Here is a 17166-nt window from a genome sequence, read left to right on the forward strand (position 1 = left end):
TTGAGCTAACCTTTGAGCTAACCTGTACTAATTGCCCGTGAGGCTTAACCATACAACACCCAAGGGGTTTTGATGGACTCAAAGATACAAACGCTTGAATGAGTTTGAAGAGAACAGAAACAGCTTTCCGAATTTTAAAATTTGCTTGGCGACCATAGCATTGTGGACCCACCTGATTCCATGCCGAACTCAGAAGTGAAACACAATAGCGCCGATGGTAGTGTGGGGCTTCCCCATGTGAGAGTAGGACATCGCCAGGCTCCAAATTTATTTTCACTTTTAAAAAGTGAAGACAAAAATGTTATGAACGACTTGTCAGCGACGACAAGTAGTCCACTGCGGAGTGGTAGTTCAGTTGGTTAGAATACCGGCCTGTCACGCCGGGGGTCGCGGGTTCGAGTCCCGTCCACTCCGCCACTTATTCGATAACCTCGCCTAATGCGAGGTTTTTTCGAATCTAAAGTACAAAAAGTTTTAGGGGTGTAGCTCCAATTGGCAGAGCAGCGGATTCCAAATCCGCGTGTTGGGAGTTCGAATCTCTCCACCCCTGCCACATTAAAAGGCTCTAGCAGAAATGCTAGAGCCTTTTTGCTTTCTGGGTGCGAACTAGGTGTGAATTAGTGCTATTGGCAGAGCCGCTTATTCCCACAACTTAATACAGCGGCTATTGTTTTAAGCTGAATATTCCAAGCGTTATATAAGAAGTTACTTCTGAACTGCAGGGGCTTTATGCTCGTTCTGTCGCAAGGTTATTCCTAGATAACAGAGGCTACGTCAGGTTAACTCCCCCTCCAATCTACAACCTTATGGCTTTAGCTTAAGTTCCGGTGCGTTTCGCCTTTTAATTTGGTTGGTTTCTTCAACGATAAATAAAGTAAGTGTTGAGATAGTTATGAGCTCTCTGTTGCTCTAGAGTCGAATCTAAATAGGCTAGCAGCTTGTAGTTTTTTGGAAGAACGACTTATCAATATGTTAGCTCAGTTGCTTATAGCTGCTCTGTAAATAGGATCGTCAGGTCTTTAAGCATGATCTGGGGCCCCTCGAGTCATAACATGCTTCTAGTTTGCTTCAAACCATTCGGGTACATGGCTTTTCTAGGTAGTGGCTCCACTACTTTTTAAGCTACTACTAATAGTCTCGGTATTTTCCGTACCTTACCTAACTCTTTTAGCAAAGATACGATATTGAATTTTTGTACCTGAAATGCAGTTCGATTAGATAATCTAGGGAGCTTAGCCGTTGTATTGGGCTCTCTCACACTAATGTTACGTATTAGGGGGATAGGGTAATTAAGGAAGGAACGTTGGCAGAGATCGGGTACAAAAAAGGCCGCTTATACAAGCGGCCTCTGTTTATCATATGATTGTTAATCTAACTCTTTTCAGCTTGTTTGGCTTTCTCTATCATCGGAGTAATCGTTGAGCCTTGAACCAGGATTGAGAACACTACAACGGCATAGGTCATGACAAGGATAATTTCTTTAACATCTATCGCCTTATCTTCAATTACCCAGATACCTGAAGGGATTGAAAGAGCCATTGCTAGCGCTAAGCCGCCACGTAAGCCACCCCAAGTTAGAATCTTAATTGACCATGGGTTGTAAGTTCTAAAGCGCTTAAATCCAATGTATGACAAGAAAACACTTAGATAGCGTGCACTCAATACGAGAGGACCGGCGAATGCCATTAAGATCCAGTCTTCTTGGTGGAACTTGAACAGCAGCATCGACATACCAATCAATAAGAACAATACGCCATTTAAGAATTCATCTATCAGTTCCCAGAAGTGGTCTAAGTGGTCTTCACTCTCTTTTGAGAAGCCGATGAAGCGAGTCCAGTTACCAATCATGATACCTGACACCACCATAGCCAATGGACCTGATACGTGGAGAACTTCAGCAAAAGCATAACCCGCAGTAGGGACACCAATAGTTAGTAGCAATTCCATTGAGTGGTCATCAGTGTTACTGATTAGGTAGTGGAATATAAGACCTAATGCAAAACCATAAACGATACCGCCAATTGCCTCTTGGACAAATAGCATGGTCACACTGCCTACTGTTGGTGCCTCTGTACCAAAAGCTATGGTGAATAGAGTTACGAAGATTACCAAGCCAAAACCATCGTTAAATAGCGATTCACCTTCAATCTGAGTTGAGATTCGTTTCGGTGCATCGAGTTTCTTTACAATGGCTAAAACAGCGATTGGGTCGGTAGGAGAGATAAGAGAACCGAACAGTAAGCAGTAAATGAGATCGAATTGAATGCCGATGAACTGACAGAAACCATAAAGAACAAAACCAATAAAGAAGGTCGAGAATAGAGTCGCACCAAGTGCAAGTACTGTGATTTCCCACTTTTGGTCTTTTAGGTTTGGTAGCTTTATCCCTAAACCGCCTGCGAATAGTAAGAAGCCTAATATCCCTTTAAGTAGGAAGTCTTCAAAATTGATACTGGCAACCGTTTCAGAAGCAATGTCGGCCAACTGAAACCAGTTGTTTTGGCCCGCAATGATAATTAAAAGAGACAGCATCATTGAGCCTGCTGTGATGGCGATGGTTGTTTGCATTTTACCAATTTTGCTATTAACAAAAGCAATAAGCATGGCTGCAGCAGACAAGAAGCATAAGGTGTAATAGACCGACATTGGGGTACCAACATGTAACAAAGTATGAATATGAATTTTCGTTGTCTCATGCTCAAATAGCAAACACTTTTTGTCAGGACTCGGTAATCAATTTCCTCATTTAGACGTCTAGACTCCTTTTTAATGTGTGATAGGATGGAAGCATAATTAAAGGAATGAGGTTGTACCGTGGGAAGTAATGTAAGGCAAAAGATTGACGCTCTGTTAAAGCAACGAATTTTACTGATTGATGGTGGTATGGGTACCATGATTCAGGATTATAAATTGGAAGAGCAAGACTATCGTGGTGAACGCTTTGCGGATTGGCATAGTGACTTAAAGGGTAACAATGACCTTTTGGTGCTTACACAACCTAAGCTTATCAAAGATATTCATTCGCAATATTTGGAAGCTGGGGCTGATATCCTTGAAACCAATACTTTCAACGCTACAACCATTGCTATGGCCGACTACGACATGGAAAGCCTTAGTGAAGAAATTAACTTTGCAGCAGCCAAGTTAGCACGTGAAGCCGCTGACGAATGGACTGCAAAGACTCCTGAGAAGCCTCGTTTTGTTGCAGGCGTATTAGGTCCAACCAACCGAACTTGTTCAATCTCTCCAGATGTTAATGATCCAGGCTATCGTAATGTGAGCTTTGACGAACTCGTCGAGGCTTACTCTGAATCGACTCGTGCGCTGATCAAAGGTGGCTCAGACCTTATTCTTATCGAAACCATCTTCGATACACTCAATGCTAAAGCGTGTGCTTTTGCAGTGGAATCTGTTTTCGAAGAAGTAGGCATCACTTTACCGGTCATGATCTCCGGCACCATTACTGATGCATCAGGTCGTACGCTTTCAGGGCAGACGACGGAAGCTTTCTATAACGCCCTTCGTCATGTTAAACCTATCTCGTTTGGTTTGAACTGTGCATTAGGCCCTGATGAGCTGCGTGAGTATGTTGGCGAGATGTCTCGTATCTCAGAGAGTTATGTTTCTGCTCACCCTAACGCTGGTTTACCTAACGCATTTGGCGAGTATGACCTTTCACCTGAAGACATGGCTGAACATGTTAAAGAGTGGGCTGAAAGTGGCTTCTTGAACCTGATTGGTGGCTGTTGTGGTACCACGCCAGAACATATTCGCCAAATGGCAGAAGTGGTTGAAGGTGTAACTCCTCGCCAATTGCCGGACTTACCTGTGTCGTGTCGTTTATCCGGTTTAGAACCTCTGACCATTGCTAAAGAGTCTCTGTTTGTAAACGTGGGTGAGCGAACGAACGTGACCGGTTCTGCACGCTTCAAACGCTTGATCAAAGAAGAGCTTTACGATGAGGCATTGAGTGTTGCTCGTGAGCAAGTTGAAAACGGCGCCCAGATCATCGATATCAACATGGATGAAGGGATGCTAGACGCTGAAGCGTGCATGGTCAAATTCCTTAATCTATGTGCCTCTGAGCCAGAAATTTCAAAAGTCCCAGTGATGGTCGATTCATCAAAGTGGGAGGTTATTGAAGCTGGCCTGAAATGTATTCAGGGTAAAGGTATCGTTAACTCCATCTCTCTAAAAGAGGGTAAAGAGAAGTTCGTCGAGCAAGCTAAGTTGGTTCGCCGCTATGGTGCAGCTGTCATCGTGATGGCATTTGATGAAGTCGGTCAGGCTGATACACGTGAACGTAAAGTCGAAATCTGTACTAATGCTTACAACATTCTTGTTGATGAGGTTGGCTTCCCACCAGAAGACATTATTTTTGACCCGAACATCTTCGCGGTTGCGACGGGTATTGAAGAGCACAATAACTATGCAGTTGATTTCATCGATGCAGTAGGCGATATCAAGCGCGACCTGCCTCATGCGATGATCTCTGGTGGTGTATCGAACGTGTCATTCTCATTCCGAGGTAACAACTACGTTCGTGAGGCAATCCACGCTGTATTCCTATATCACTGTTTTAAAAATGGTATGGATATGGGCATCGTAAACGCTGGTCAGTTGGAAATTTACGATAATGTACCAGAAGATCTGCGTGATGCTGTTGAAGATGTCGTACTAAACCGTCGTGAAGACTCTACGGAACGCTTGCTGGATATGGCAACCGAGTATCTAGAGCGAGCTGTTGGTAAAGTTGAAGATAAATCAGCACTTGAGTGGCGTACTTGGCCTGTAGAGAAGCGTTTAGAGCACTCTTTGGTCAAAGGTATTACTGACTTTATCGTTGAAGATACTGAAGAAGCACGTGTCAATTCAGATCGTCCAATTGAGGTAATTGAAGGTCCGTTAATGGACGGTATGAACGTGGTTGGTGACTTGTTTGGTGCAGGTAAGATGTTCCTTCCTCAAGTTGTTAAATCAGCCCGTGTAATGAAGCAAGCCGTTGCCCACTTGGAGCCGTTCATTAATGCATCCAAAGAAGTCGGCGCGAGTAACGGTAAGATCCTTCTTGCGACAGTTAAGGGTGATGTTCATGATATTGGTAAGAACATTGTTGGCGTTGTTCTTCAGTGTAATAACTATGACATCATTGACTTAGGTGTGATGGTTTCATGTGAAAAGATTCTCAAAGTCGCGAAAGAAGAAAACGTCGATATTATTGGCCTGTCGGGTCTAATTACTCCATCTCTTGATGAAATGGTGCATGTTGCCAAAGAGATGGAACGACAAGGCTTTAAGCTACCATTATTGATTGGTGGTGCAACGACATCAAAGGCGCATACTGCTGTTAAAATTGAACAGAATTACTCAGAGCCAGTGGTCTACGTCAATAACGCTTCTCGTGCGGTAGGCGTATGTACGTCACTGCTTTCTGAGGAGCTAAAACCTGCCTTCGTTGAGAAGTTGGACTTAGACTATGAGCGCGTTCGTGATCAGCATAATCGTAAGAAGCCTCGTACTAAGCCAGTGACACTAGAGCAAGCTCGCGCAAATAAAGTGGCGATTGATTGGGACGCATATACTCCGCCAGCACCAGCTAAACCGGGTGTGCATGTATTCAATGATTTTGATGTGGCAACACTGCGTAACTATATCGACTGGACACCATTCTTCATGACATGGTCATTAGTCGGTAAGTACCCAGCTATTCTTGACCACGAAGAGGTGGGCGAAGAGGCAAAACGTTTATTCAAAGATGCGAACGAGTTACTGGATCGTGTAGAGAAAGAGAAGTTACTTGAAGCCCGTGGTATGTGCGCGATGTTCCCAGCCAACAGTGTTGGTGATGACATTGAGGTGTATACCGACGAGTCTCGTACTGAAGTTCTAAAAGTTCTGCATAATCTTCGCCAGCAGACTGAGAAGCCTAAAGGCTTTAACTACTGTTTGTCAGATTACATCGCTCCAAAAGAAAGCGGCAAAGCAGACTGGATTGGTGGTTTTGCTGTGACAGGTGGTATTGGTGAGCGTGAGCTAGCGGATGAATATAAGGCCAATGGTGATGACTATAATGCCATCATGATTCAGGCTGTGGCTGACCGACTAGCGGAAGCGTTTGCTGAATACCTACACCAAGAGGTACGAAAGGACATTTGGGGTTACGCTCCAGATGAAGACTTATCTAACGATGATCTTATTCGAGAGAAATACCAAGGTATTCGTCCTGCTCCTGGTTATCCTGCTTGTCCTGAGCATACAGAGAAGGGCACGTTGTGGGAGTTGATGGATGTTGAGAAGACCATTGATATGTCACTGACGTCTAGCTACGCGATGTGGCCAGGTGCTTCAGTTTCTGGGATGTACTTCTCTCACCCAGATTCTCGATACTTTGCGATTGCTCAGATTCAACAAGATCAAGTAGACAGCTATGCTGACCGTAAAGGTTGGGATATGTTGGAAGCTGAGAGATGGCTAGGTCCAAATATTAACTAGTTATTAAATCAGCGAGTTAGTCGTTAAATTCGAAAGGAAAAGGGTTGCTTAATTGCAACCCTTTTTGTATCTGTGCTTTGAACGTTGAACTCTTATTAATTCACTATCGCTTTATTCGAATAGCTCTTGATGCAGCTTTTGAATCGCCTGTTTAGAGACTGACTCATTGAGCAGGAAGCATAAGTTATGAGGGCTTGCTCCGTAACAAATCATGCGCAGGTTGAAATCTTCAAGGGTGCTGAATACTTGCTTAGCGTAGCCTTTACTTTCACTCATGTTATTACCAATCAATGCCACCAAACATAGGTCATGTTCTACATTGACTGAACACAGTTCTTCTAGCTCAAGACGTGCTGCTTCTGGTAATTCAGGAGCACCACCAGATGTATCAGTTTGATCTAGGGTGAGTGAAACACTGATCTCCGAGGTAGTGATAAGATCGACGGAGATCTTATGTTTAGCAAGGATCTCAAATACTTTTGCAAGGAAACCGTAAGCATGGAACATATTAGCGCTACGTAGTGTAACCATGGTTTGGTTGCAGCGAAGGGCCAGGGCTCTGAACAGTGGAGAGCTTTCCACCTGTTGACGGATCCAAGTTCCACCTAGTTCTGGTGCTTTTGAAGAGCTGACAAACACCGGAATTTGGTGACGTAATGCCGGCACTAGCGTCGATGGGTGAAGGATCTTCGCTCCAAAGTTTGCCATCTCAGATGCTTCACTGAAGCTGATTTCTGGGATTGGAGAAGCTTTCGGTGCGATGCGAGGGTCGGTGGTGTAGATACCTGGAACGTCTGTCCAAATTTCTAAGCCAATCGCTTGTACTGACTCTGCAATAAGCGCTGCTGAGTAATCACTACCACCACGACCTAAGGTTGTTGTATTACCGTCATTATCTGCACCAATAAAGCCTTGTGTGACTACAACTTGTTGTTGGCACAGTGGAATCAGCTTCTCTTTCGCTAGCACTGAAATCTCTTCAAGCTGAGGTTCTGCTTTTCCGAAGTCATCATTGGTGCGCATCACTTCTCTTATATCGAAGCGAACCGCCGGTGTACCGCGTTCGCGAAGGATTTGAGCAAGAAGGTGTGTCGACATCAACTCACCACACGCAACTAAGTGATCGGTTAGCTTAGTGCTTATTTGAAATGATGCAGCCTCAGCTGCGCTCGCAATTTCATCAAGAATGGAGTGAACTTCTTTTTCGATGCTGATAGGGTCAGCAAGTTGGTCAAGAATTGCATTGTGGATGTCCGTCAACTGGGTCATTACTTCCTGACGGCGAGTTTTGTCTTGAACACCGTTTGCCAGTTCGACAAGTAAATTGGTTACACCTGAACACGCAGAACTTACGACTAACTTGGTATTTGAGTTGTTTTCAATAATGGCAGCACAACGGCTCATTGCTTCAAAGTTGGCAACACTTGTACCACCAAACTTAGCGACATTAAAAGAACCAGCTACATTAGATGCACTCACGATATATCTCCCACGACTTCCTAAAATAAAATTACGGTTGGGTAATCCAACGTCCAATGTTTTTCGAAGAGAGTTTTAGAGCAAAAAGAGAGGAATTATATGAATAGTAACCTCAGAAGCTCTTCACCATATAGATATGGTGACAGTTGCCGGGATTCAGCCCGCTCAACCGATAATAAAGGTCCTGCATCCTTTTATTATCTCGGCACTGCTCCCCATAAGTGCTTTGTATCGGAAATGCGGTTCCACAAAACACCTGCCTGGGCAGTGCTCCTCTTCTGCTAGATAGCCATTTCATTGAACGTGTTTGTGCTCACAATGTCAATTGGTAACTTGAGATAACTTAAAAATAATTTTAACAATTATGTGACAGTGGTTTGACCTCAAGACCTAAGGCTAATTGCTGACATGTTCGATTTGCTTTAGGGTGGAATATCGACACCATTAACGTAAGGGATTTACATGTCTAACTTCACAAATACTTCTACTATCGATAGCTTTTATCCACCACATCGAACGTTAATGGGGCCTGGACCTTCAGATATCTCACCTCAAGTGCTTCAAGCATTAAGTCGACCAACCATTGGTCACCTCGATCCACTTTTTATTACGATGATGGATGAGGTTAAACAGCTTCTTAAGTATGCCTTTCAGACAGAAAATGAGTTTACGATTGCTGTATCAGCACCAGGCAGTGCTGGTATGGAAACTTGTTTTGTTAACTTGATTGAGCCCGGTGAAAAGGTCATCGTTTGTCGAAATGGCGTGTTTGGTGAACGTATGCGAGAAAATGTAGTGCGCTGCGGTGGCGAAGCAATTCTTGTTGACGACGAATGGGGTAAGCCTGTATCTGTCGAAAAGGTACAGCAAGCATTATCAGAAAACCCAGACGCAGTCGCGGTTGCTTTTGTACATGCTGAGACCTCTACTGGTGCATTATCGGATGCTCAAGCTATCTCTGCGGTGGCTCGCCAGTTCGATGCATTGACGATTGTTGATGCTGTAACCTCACTGGGTGGTGTGCCACTGTTAGTGGACGAATGGCAGCTCGATGCGGTTTATTCTGGTAGTCAGAAATGCTTGTCTTGTGTTCCTGGTTTATCACCCGTAACTTTCTCTCAGCGTGCTGTTGATAAAATGAAAGCACGTCAGTCACCGGTACAAAGCTGGTTCTTGGATCAGAGCCTAGTATTAGGTTACTGGAGCGGTGAAGGTAAGCGTAGTTATCACCACACTGCACCAGTCAATAGTCTTTACGCGCTGCATGAGTCTCTCGTGCTACTGAAAAATGAAGGCTTAGATAATGCTTGGTCTCGTCATCACGCCATGCATCAAGAATTAAAAGAAGGTGTAGAAGCATTAGGGCTGAAGTTCGTTGTTGATGAAGAGAGCCGTTTACCACAGCTTAATGCTCTTTACTTCCCTGAAGGAATTGATGAAGCGAAAGTCAGATCACAGCTTTTAGAAGAGTATAACCTTGAGATTGGTGCTGGCCTTGGCTCTTTGGCTGGTAAGGCATGGCGTATTGGCTTGATGGGCTACGGTGCTCGTAAAGAGAATGTGGCGTTGTGTCTTAAAGCGCTGCAAGACGTACTTAAATAACCGAATTAGAATAGTTTCAAAGAAAAGCGCACGAGGATCGTGCGCTTTTTTGTTTGCTTTAAAGGTAATACTACGGGTTAAAATTGGCTACTGCTCTGCCGACGAGACGTTGTTTTCAGCTTGAGATATTTTCTTGTATTGAACCTGTGAAAAGTCTCTGTTTGGGAATAAAAACTTTGCTTCACTACGGATTTGTTGCGCTTTGCTCTCTTCCCCTAAACCTTGGTAAGCAAGGATCAGGTTGCTGTAGAACGCTGGTCTTGGTTTACTCTTTATGATCTCTAATGACCAATCAACATATGGCTGAATAAGGCTAGGATCACCTTTATAAAGACCAATGTTCAGGTAGGTGCTGTATATGTCCCAATCGTAGCGATCTTTCCAAACTACAGGGTTGGTGACTTGTTTGAGAATATCTGGGTTTTTAGGTTTAGATAGCTCAAATTTGGTCAGTACATAGTTGGTATGCAGTGCACTCAACATGTAAACACTCACTAGAATTGGTAACACTAAGCTAGTCACTCTAAATAGTGTTTTGCTGATGATGCTGAACGGCTGCTGATAATGACGTGAAGCACGCTGGTCTACCCAATAAATCAATATGATAAAGGTTATCCAGTGTATTGCCGAGTGATAGAACGGGTACTCTAACTGAGAGTGTAGAAGTATTGGTATGAATAGTGCCAGTAAAGCCAAGCGTGTTCCTTTGGCTGAGCTTGAGATCCGCGACAAAACTAATACTGCGGCAATCAATATTCCTATGATTGGTACAATACCGCCCTCAACTCCCCAGAATAGAAACTCATTGTGGGGGTGATCCATTGCTGGAAGCCCCGGATGATAGTTTGAATTGAGTTGATGCTGACGAGCGGTATACAGGGTGTACTCTGATTCAAATTTTCCGTAGCCGTAACCAGTAAATGGTTTCTCTACCAACATGTCTAATGTTTGCGGGAAGGTGTAAGCTCGAGGGCTCTCTAGGTTCGCTTTTTTACTCGCTATACTATCTGTAGTGCTAAGGCTGATTACTGAAAATGCAACTACGATACCGACAGCAACGGATGCACACCATCCGTAGAATCGTTTCTTGGTCGAGAACTTGTAGAGGTAAGGCAGAATACATATGAAGCCAATGAGTGCAGCTAACCAACCTGTGCGTGATGCGATGATGATCAGCAGTGGTACCGTTAACGTTGGTGTTAGGTAGAGTAAAAATGATTCGCTAATCTTATGGTTGTACTTGGCTGGCTGTCTCGCTAATAGGTAAGCAGAGAGTACAAAACCCGTCGCTAAAAAGCTGGCCATCACGTTAGGCTGTTGGAAGATTCCATACGGGCGATTAGCTTCAGTGTTGTAACCAAATAGGTTACCAGGCTCCAGCAAAAAATATTGCACATAGCCAAACAGTGCCTGTATGACGACAGCAAGTACGATGAACCACAGCATGCGCTGTTTATGTTTATTACTGAATTTGAATTGTTGAAGAACCACGAATAAGGTAAAGCCAGCCCATAACCCAAGTAATCGACCAGAAGCTCCTTGCGGCGAAGCATTGCTGTATAGAATAGGCAATGTGAGTATCACGCAGCTTATCAGCAAACCTATGGTTAACTTGGAATACTTGAGTACTCGATTGGTCGCCAGTTGATAAAAGCCAATGGCTAAAGTGAAGCTTAGAGCCAGCCAAGTGGTCGGGTTAAAGGATAGGGCAAGGCCTGAACCACCTGGGTTAGGCATGAAAAAGTGCATGGCGAGTAAGAACACAACAGCTAGTGAAGCAAGGAATGCTTTGTTGAGAGGTAGCTGAGTGACCTGATGCTCTAGCTGGGTTCCGCTAGTGTGTATTGTTGCCATAAATCCCTAACCTTATAAAAACGGAGCTTGTTCCTTTTGAAACAAGCTCCGTTACTTTAACATTTTTCTGTCCGCCCGCAGGACGCTATTTTACACCTAGTTCAAATTTAACATAGGCTTAAGGAAGCGTGCGGTATGTGAACCTTCGACTAGTGCCACATCTTCTGGTGTGCCTTCTGCAACAATTTCACCACCACCTTGACCACCCTCAGGGCCGAGATCGAGTATCCAGTCTGCAGTTTTAACGACATCCAAGTTGTGTTCAATTACCACAACGGTATTACCGTGATCACGTAGGCGATGCAATACGGTTAATAGCTGTTGGATATCGTGGAAGTGAAGGCCTGTTGTTGGCTCATCCAGAATGTATAACGTCTTTCCTGTATCTCGTTTAGACAGCTCGCGCGCTAATTTAACACGTTGAGCCTCACCACCAGATAGGGTAGTTGCGGCTTGGCCCAAACGAATATAAGAAAGGCCGACATCCATGAGAGTTTGCAGTTTGCGAGCGATCACTGGAACCGGATTAAAGAACTCACGTGCGTCTTCTACGGTCATTTCCAGTACTTCGTCGATGGTTTTACCCTTGTAGCGAACTTCTAGTGTTTCACGGTTGTAGCGCTTGCCCTTACATACATCACACGGCACATAAACGTCCGGTAAGAAGTGCATTTCTACCTTGATAACACCGTCGCCCTGACACGCTTCACAGCGCCCGCCACGCACGTTAAAGCTGAAGCGTCCCGGTTTGTAACCGCGCGAACGTGACTCCTGTGTCCCCGCAAATAATTCACGAATAGGTGTAAAGATCCCTGTATAGGTTGCAGGATTTGATCTTGGCGTTCGACCGATAGGGCTTTGGTCAATATCGATGACCTTGTCGAAATGCTCTAAGCCTTTGATTTTTTCATGTGGTGCAGGTACTGCTGTCGTTGCACCGTTGAGTTGGGTGTGAGCAATTTTAAAGAAGGTGTCATTAATCAGTGTCGACTTACCTGACCCCGATACACCTGTAATACAACTGAATAGGCCAACAGGGATAGTTGCTGTGACATTTTTCAGGTTATTACCGGTAGCACCAATGATCTCGACGACTTTCTTTTTGTCGATCGGCGTTCGTTGTTTTGGTACTTCAATCTCTTTTACGCCACTTAAGTACTGACCAGTCAATGAGTTTGGATTGTCGATGATATCTTGCATAGTGCCTTCAGCGACTACGTGACCACCGTGAACACCAGCGCCTGGGCCGATATCGATCACATGGTCCGCACAGCGAATTGCGTCTTCATCATGCTCAACGACAAGCACTGTGTTGCCTAAATCTCTCAGGTGAACCAAGGTTTGCAGTAGGCGTTCATTGTCACGCTGGTGGAGGCCAATCGATGGTTCATCCAAGACATACATAACTCCCACTAAGCCTGCACCTATCTGACTTGCGAGACGAATTCGTTGCGCTTCACCACCAGATAGGGTTTCAGCACTGCGTGACAGGTTGAGGTAGTTCAAACCGACATTAACCAAGAAGTGCAGGCGATCATTGATCTCTTTCATCACCTTATCGGCGATTTGTCCGCGCTGACCGTCTAGCTTTAACTCTTGGAAAAACTGTAGTGCATCAGCAATGCTCAGTTCAACGATTTCAGGCAGTGTTGTATCGCCAATGAAGACATTACGAGCTTCTAATCTCAAGCGTGTACCATCACAGCTAGAGCATGATTTCATTGAGATGTATTTAGCAAGGTCCTCACGGACTGCGTTTGATTCCGTATCACGGTAACGGCGCTCTAGCGTATTCAAAATGCCTTCAAATGGGTGACGTTTGACTCGAATATCACCACGATCATTGATGTATTTGAATTCAACTTCAGTACGACCTGAACCTTTAAGAATAATCTCTTGAGTCTTCTTTGGGAGAGAATTAAATGGTGCAAACAGATCGAAACCATAGTGTTCCGAGAGCGATGTTAGCATCTGGAAATAGTAGTAGTTCTTTTGATCCCAGCCCTTAATGGCTCCATCTGCAATACTTAGATTCTCATCTAAGATCACTCGGCTTGGATCAAAGTACTGCTGAACTCCAAGGCCATCACATGTACCACACGCACCAGCTGGGTTGTTGAATGAGAATAGGCGAGGTTCAAGCTCTTGCATGCTATAACCACACTTTGGACAAGCGAAGTTAGCAGAGAATACGATCTCTTCTTGGTCTGTTTCATCCATCCAACCGACAACAGCAATACCACCGGAGAGCTCTAATGTGGTCTCGAAAGATTCGGCTAAGCGTTGTTGAAGATCAGGGCGTACCTTAAATCGGTCAACCACTACTTCTATCGTGTGTTTCTTGTGCAGTTCAAGTGCTGGTGGATCGGATAAATCACAGGTTTCACCATCAATACGTGCTCGAATAAAGCCCTGAGCCGCTAAGTTTTCCAGTGTTTTTACGTGCTCACCTTTACGCTCTTTAACGATTGGTGCTAATAGCATCATCTTTGAACCAACAGGTAGCTCAAGTACCTTGTCCACCATTTGGCTGATGGTTTGCGCGGCGAGCGGTATGTTGTGTTCTGGACAGCGAGGTTCGCCGACTCGTGCGTAAAGAAGCCTCAGGTAATCATAGACTTCAGTGATGGTACCAACCGTTGAACGAGGGTTGTGAGACGTAGATTTCTGTTCTATCGAGATGGCGGGAGATAAGCCTTCGATGTGGTCGACATCAGGCTTTTCCATAAGGGATAGAAATTGGCGAGCGTAGGCAGACAGAGACTCAACATAACGGCGTTGCCCTTCTGCGTAGAGGGTATCAAACGCAAGTGATGACTTACCTGAACCAGAAAGACCTGTGATAACAATCAGCTTATCACGAGGGATGGTAAGGTTTACGTCTTTGAGGTTATGCGTACGAGCACCTCTAATTTCTATTTTATCCATCTCAACAGACCATGTAATTTTTAGTGGCTAAAGTATTACATAGAGTGAGATTTGTGCAAAGTTTTACTGGATAAAAAAACAGTAATTAAAAAGGGCGACTCCAAGAGCCGCCCATTACATTGTGTGAATTGTTATTTACCTGTCAGCAGTTATGCTTCTTTCTGTGTTGAGTGTTTGCCTAACTCAACTTGCTGCTGGTCTTTCTTGTATAGGTTTTCAAAGCAGTAGTTTGTTGCTTCGATGTAGCCTTCTACGCTACCGCAGTCAAAACGCTGACCTTTAAATTTGTATGCCAATACACAACCTGCTTTTGCTTGTTTAAGCAGTGCATCGGTGATTTGGATCTCACCACCTTTACCTGGTTCCGTTTGCTCGATCAGTTCGAAGATATCTGGAGTCAGGATGTAACGGCCAATGATCGCTAGGTTGCTTGGTGCTGTGCCTTGCTCTGGCTTTTCTACCATGTCATCAACACGGAACAAATCGTCTTTGATCATCTCGCCAGAGATAACACCGTACTTATGCGTCTCTTCTTCCGGTACTTCTTGAACAGCAACGATAGAACAGCGGAACTGTTTGTATAGCGCAACCATTTGTGCCAACACGCCTTGTTGTTCATTTACACATAGGTCATCCGCAAGTACCACTGCAAATGGTTCGTCACCTACAAGTTCGCGACCAGTCAAAATAGCGTGACCTAGGCCTTTCATTTCGCGTTGACGGATATAAGTGAAGTTTGCAGCTTCAATCGTTTCACGGATATTAATCAGTAGGTCTTCTTTATTTGTGCCACTGATCTGATGTTCAAGTTCGTAGTTCTTATCGAAGTGATCCATGATTGAGTGCTTACCACGACCCGTTACGATACACATTCCGTCCATACCGGCTTCGATTGCTTCTTCAACGCCGTATTCAATCAGTGGTTTGTTTACTACTGGCATCATTTCTTTCGGCATTGATTTGGTTGCTGGTAAGAAGCGTGTACCGTAGCCTGCTGCCGGGAAAAGGCACTTTTTGATCATCGTAAGACCCTTTATCTATAATAATTATCGATTCAACCTGGGTGGTTGATATTTCTGAGGGCAACTCTAGCACAAATTATGTCGAAAATTCAGCAACAATCCGTATGACTAACCAGAGCTTCCCTCAAAATTATCGTCACTTTAAGAAGTGGATCAATTATGCAAGCAAGTTCTGGTTGGCCCACGCGATCGCTTGGACTCTATTTTTTACCGCCAACTTGCGGAATATTTGATAGAGGTGAGACTTCACCGTGAACTCGCTGATAAAAAGATCATCGGCTATTTGTGTGTTCGATGAACCTGATTGGAGGCAACGAATGACCTGGATCTCGCGAATAGTAAGATCAACATTGGTAGGCGTTGTGTTGGTATTGACCATATTACGATAGTAAAACAGCAGTTGATTGGTGACCTTTCTTGGCAGCCAGTTATCGCCATCGATTACCTCTTGTAAACCATGAGCAATTTTGTCTTTTTTATCGGTGTTATAAAACAGTCCTTTTAACACACCGTAAGTTAAAAGCTCTGAGGTCGGCAGTTGCTGTGGGACATTAAACAAAATGATCTCATGATTCTTCCACATTACAGTCAGGTTGGGGCAGATAGCTAATAGCTTTGGTACTTCTTTATAGTCGACAAGAAGAATGCGATTACTCTGCTTTCTATCGACTAACATTAGGTCGTCTGGCGTCATCTTATATAAGATAATAGATAGGTGTTTTTCTATCTCTTTTACGTGTAAGTAAGTATCACTTGGGTCGATGCACATAAAGTGTAAAGTGCGAGCATATCGAGACTTTCTCATTGAAATGTCCTGTGTAAATAGAATGGGAATTCACGTTGTCATGCAGGCTTTGGCTTCTCTAGCACCATCGTTGTGACTTGCGTTGAATATCAATTCTCAAAGTAAATGAGTGGTTTGTAAGTGGAGAAAAAAGCAACATCGCTCTGAATATCATGATTTGTTACGTTTTTATTCTTTGTCGTGAGGAGAGAATAGGAATGCGATTTATCACAGCAGAAAAGCATGCTATTCTTGTGCGCTAAAAATTTTCTGAGACTATGAATTTAGACGGAGCAAATCATGGCTAGCCGTGGAGTTAACAAAGTTATATTAGTGGGTAACCTAGGTAATGACCCAGAAATTCGTTACATGCCAAATGGCGGCGCAGTAGCGAACATTACCATTGCAACGTCAGAGTCATGGCGTGATAAAGCAACTGGCGAACAGCGTGAAAAAACAGAATGGCACCGTGTTGCTCTGTTTGGCAAGCTAGCTGAGGTTGCTGGTGAGTACCTACGTAAAGGTTCTCAAGTTTACATTGAAGGTCAACTTCAAACTCGTAAATGGCAAGATCAAAGCGGTCAAGATCGCTACACAACGGAAGTTGTGGTTCAAGGCTTTAACGGCGTTATGCAAATGCTAGGCGGTCGTGCTCAAGGTGGCGCACCAGCTCAAGGCGGCATGGGTGGCCAGCAACAGCAAGGCGGTTGGGGTCAGCCTCAGCAACCACAACAGCAACAATACAGCGCCCCAGCACAACCGCAAAAAGCGCCTCAACAACAAGCTCCTCAGCAGGCTCAACCTCAATATAATGAGCCACCGATGGATTTTGATGATGACATCCCATTTTAAGCCCTGTTTTTAATATATTATAAAGACAGTATTAATTTGGAAAGAGCCGCGATTATCGCGGCTTTTTGTTACCTAGAATTCTTAACGCTTTATTTACAACGTCAATTTATAGTATAAGTAGCAATACGGTATAATGTGAGTTGAAAAGGATTT

At 44.2% G+C, this 17166-nt stretch carries 9 protein-coding genes, 2 tRNA genes, 1 rRNA gene and 1 riboswitch; of the genes, 6 read left to right on the forward strand and 6 right to left on the reverse strand.

The genetic code is table 11. The features are described from left to right. Nucleotides 1–144 precede the first annotated feature (144 nt). From rrf to L1D55_RS10085, 3 genes are all read left to right on the forward strand, one after another. Nucleotides 145–260, forward strand: a 5S ribosomal RNA gene (gene rrf / locus L1D55_RS10075). A gap of 80 nt (nt 261–340) precedes the next feature. Further along, nucleotides 341–417 (forward strand) — tRNA-Asp (locus tag L1D55_RS10080). 59 nt (nt 418–476) lie between these two features. Beyond that, nucleotides 477–553: transfer RNA gene (locus L1D55_RS10085), tRNA-Trp, on the forward strand. Between the two features lie 818 nt (nt 554–1371). Here the strand turns inward: L1D55_RS10085 and L1D55_RS10090 are convergent. Next, the gene (locus L1D55_RS10090) at nt 1372–2646 is read right to left on the reverse strand and encodes a sodium:proton antiporter (RefSeq protein ID WP_239917341.1); all 1275 of its coding nucleotides are present in this window, start codon (nt 2644–2646) and stop codon (nt 1372–1374) included. A gap of 168 nt (nt 2647–2814) precedes the next feature. On the opposite strand from L1D55_RS10090, the gene metH reads away from it, so the two are divergent. Continuing rightward, a complete protein-coding gene (metH, locus tag L1D55_RS10095) occupies nt 2815–6492 on the forward strand; it encodes a methionine synthase (protein ID WP_239917342.1) in 3678 nt (1225 codons plus the stop codon). A gap of 111 nt (nt 6493–6603) precedes the next feature. Here the strand turns inward: metH and lysC are convergent, their stop codons facing one another. Then, entirely contained in the window at nt 6604–7971 is a 1368-nt protein-coding gene (gene lysC, locus L1D55_RS10100; RefSeq protein ID WP_239917343.1) for a lysine-sensitive aspartokinase 3, read from the reverse strand. A 108-nt stretch (nt 7972–8079) separates the two neighbouring features. Beyond that, a riboswitch (Lysine riboswitch) is annotated at nt 8080–8257 on the reverse strand. A 176-nt stretch (nt 8258–8433) separates the two neighbouring features. Between lysC and L1D55_RS10105 the strand changes: the two genes are divergently transcribed. Further along, nucleotides 8434–9573: an alanine--glyoxylate aminotransferase family protein gene (locus L1D55_RS10105; RefSeq protein ID WP_239917344.1), complete on the forward strand. Its 1140-nt coding sequence runs from the start codon at nt 8434–8436 to the stop codon at nt 9571–9573. 87 nt (nt 9574–9660) lie between these two features. Here the strand turns inward: L1D55_RS10105 and L1D55_RS10110 are convergent, their stop codons facing one another. The 4 genes from L1D55_RS10110 to L1D55_RS10125 all read right to left on the reverse strand — a co-directional run bounded on the left by L1D55_RS10110 (nt 9661) and on the right by L1D55_RS10125 (nt 16182). Then, nucleotides 9661–11427, reverse strand: coding sequence for a PglL family O-oligosaccharyltransferase (locus tag L1D55_RS10110; protein WP_239917345.1), 1767 nt, complete (start codon nt 11425–11427; stop codon nt 9661–9663). A gap of 96 nt (nt 11428–11523) precedes the next feature. Continuing rightward, nucleotides 11524–14355, reverse strand: a complete 2832-nt coding sequence (gene uvrA / locus L1D55_RS10115) for an excinuclease ABC subunit UvrA (protein WP_239917346.1) — start codon at nt 14353–14355, stop codon at nt 11524–11526. Nucleotides 14356–14504: 149 nt separating this feature from the next. Then, nucleotides 14505–15377: a UTP--glucose-1-phosphate uridylyltransferase GalU gene (gene galU / locus L1D55_RS10120; protein WP_128162177.1), complete on the reverse strand. Its 873-nt coding sequence runs from the start codon at nt 15375–15377 to the stop codon at nt 14505–14507. Between the two features lie 157 nt (nt 15378–15534). Continuing rightward, complete coding sequence (locus L1D55_RS10125; protein ID WP_128162175.1) at nt 15535–16182, reverse strand: LuxR C-terminal-related transcriptional regulator; 648 nt, start codon at nt 16180–16182, stop codon at nt 15535–15537. Between the two features lie 279 nt (nt 16183–16461). Between L1D55_RS10125 and L1D55_RS10130 the strand changes: the two genes are divergently transcribed. Continuing rightward, nucleotides 16462–17013 (forward strand): single-stranded DNA-binding protein, encoded by a 552-nt coding sequence (locus tag L1D55_RS10130; protein WP_128162173.1) that lies wholly within the window; start codon nt 16462–16464, stop codon nt 17011–17013. Nucleotides 17014–17166 lie beyond the last annotated feature (153 nt).

This window comes from Vibrio sp. Isolate22 (genome assembly GCF_022398115.1).
Lineage (GTDB): Bacteria > Pseudomonadota > Gammaproteobacteria > Enterobacterales > Vibrionaceae > Vibrio.

Bases quoted from the DNA above. Each gene is read 5' to 3' on its own strand.
- L1D55_RS10090 (WP_239917341.1), bottom strand. From the start codon at position 2,646: ATGTCGGTCTATTACACCTTATGCTTCTTGTCTGCTGCAGCCATGCTT.
- L1D55_RS10105 (WP_239917344.1), top strand. From the start codon at position 8,434: ATGTCTAACTTCACAAATACTTCTACTATCGATAGCTTTTATCCACCA.
- L1D55_RS10110 (WP_239917345.1), bottom strand. From the start codon at position 11,427: ATGGCAACAATACACACTAGCGGAACCCAGCTAGAGCATCAGGTCACT.
- uvrA (WP_239917346.1), bottom strand. From the start codon at position 14,355: ATGGATAAAATAGAAATTAGAGGTGCTCGTACGCATAACCTCAAAGAC.
- galU (WP_128162177.1), bottom strand. From the start codon at position 15,377: ATGATCAAAAAGTGCCTTTTCCCGGCAGCAGGCTACGGTACACGCTTC.
- L1D55_RS10125 (WP_128162175.1), bottom strand. From the start codon at position 16,182: ATGAGAAAGTCTCGATATGCTCGCACTTTACACTTTATGTGCATCGAC.
- L1D55_RS10130 (WP_128162173.1), top strand. From the start codon at position 16,462: ATGGCTAGCCGTGGAGTTAACAAAGTTATATTAGTGGGTAACCTAGGT.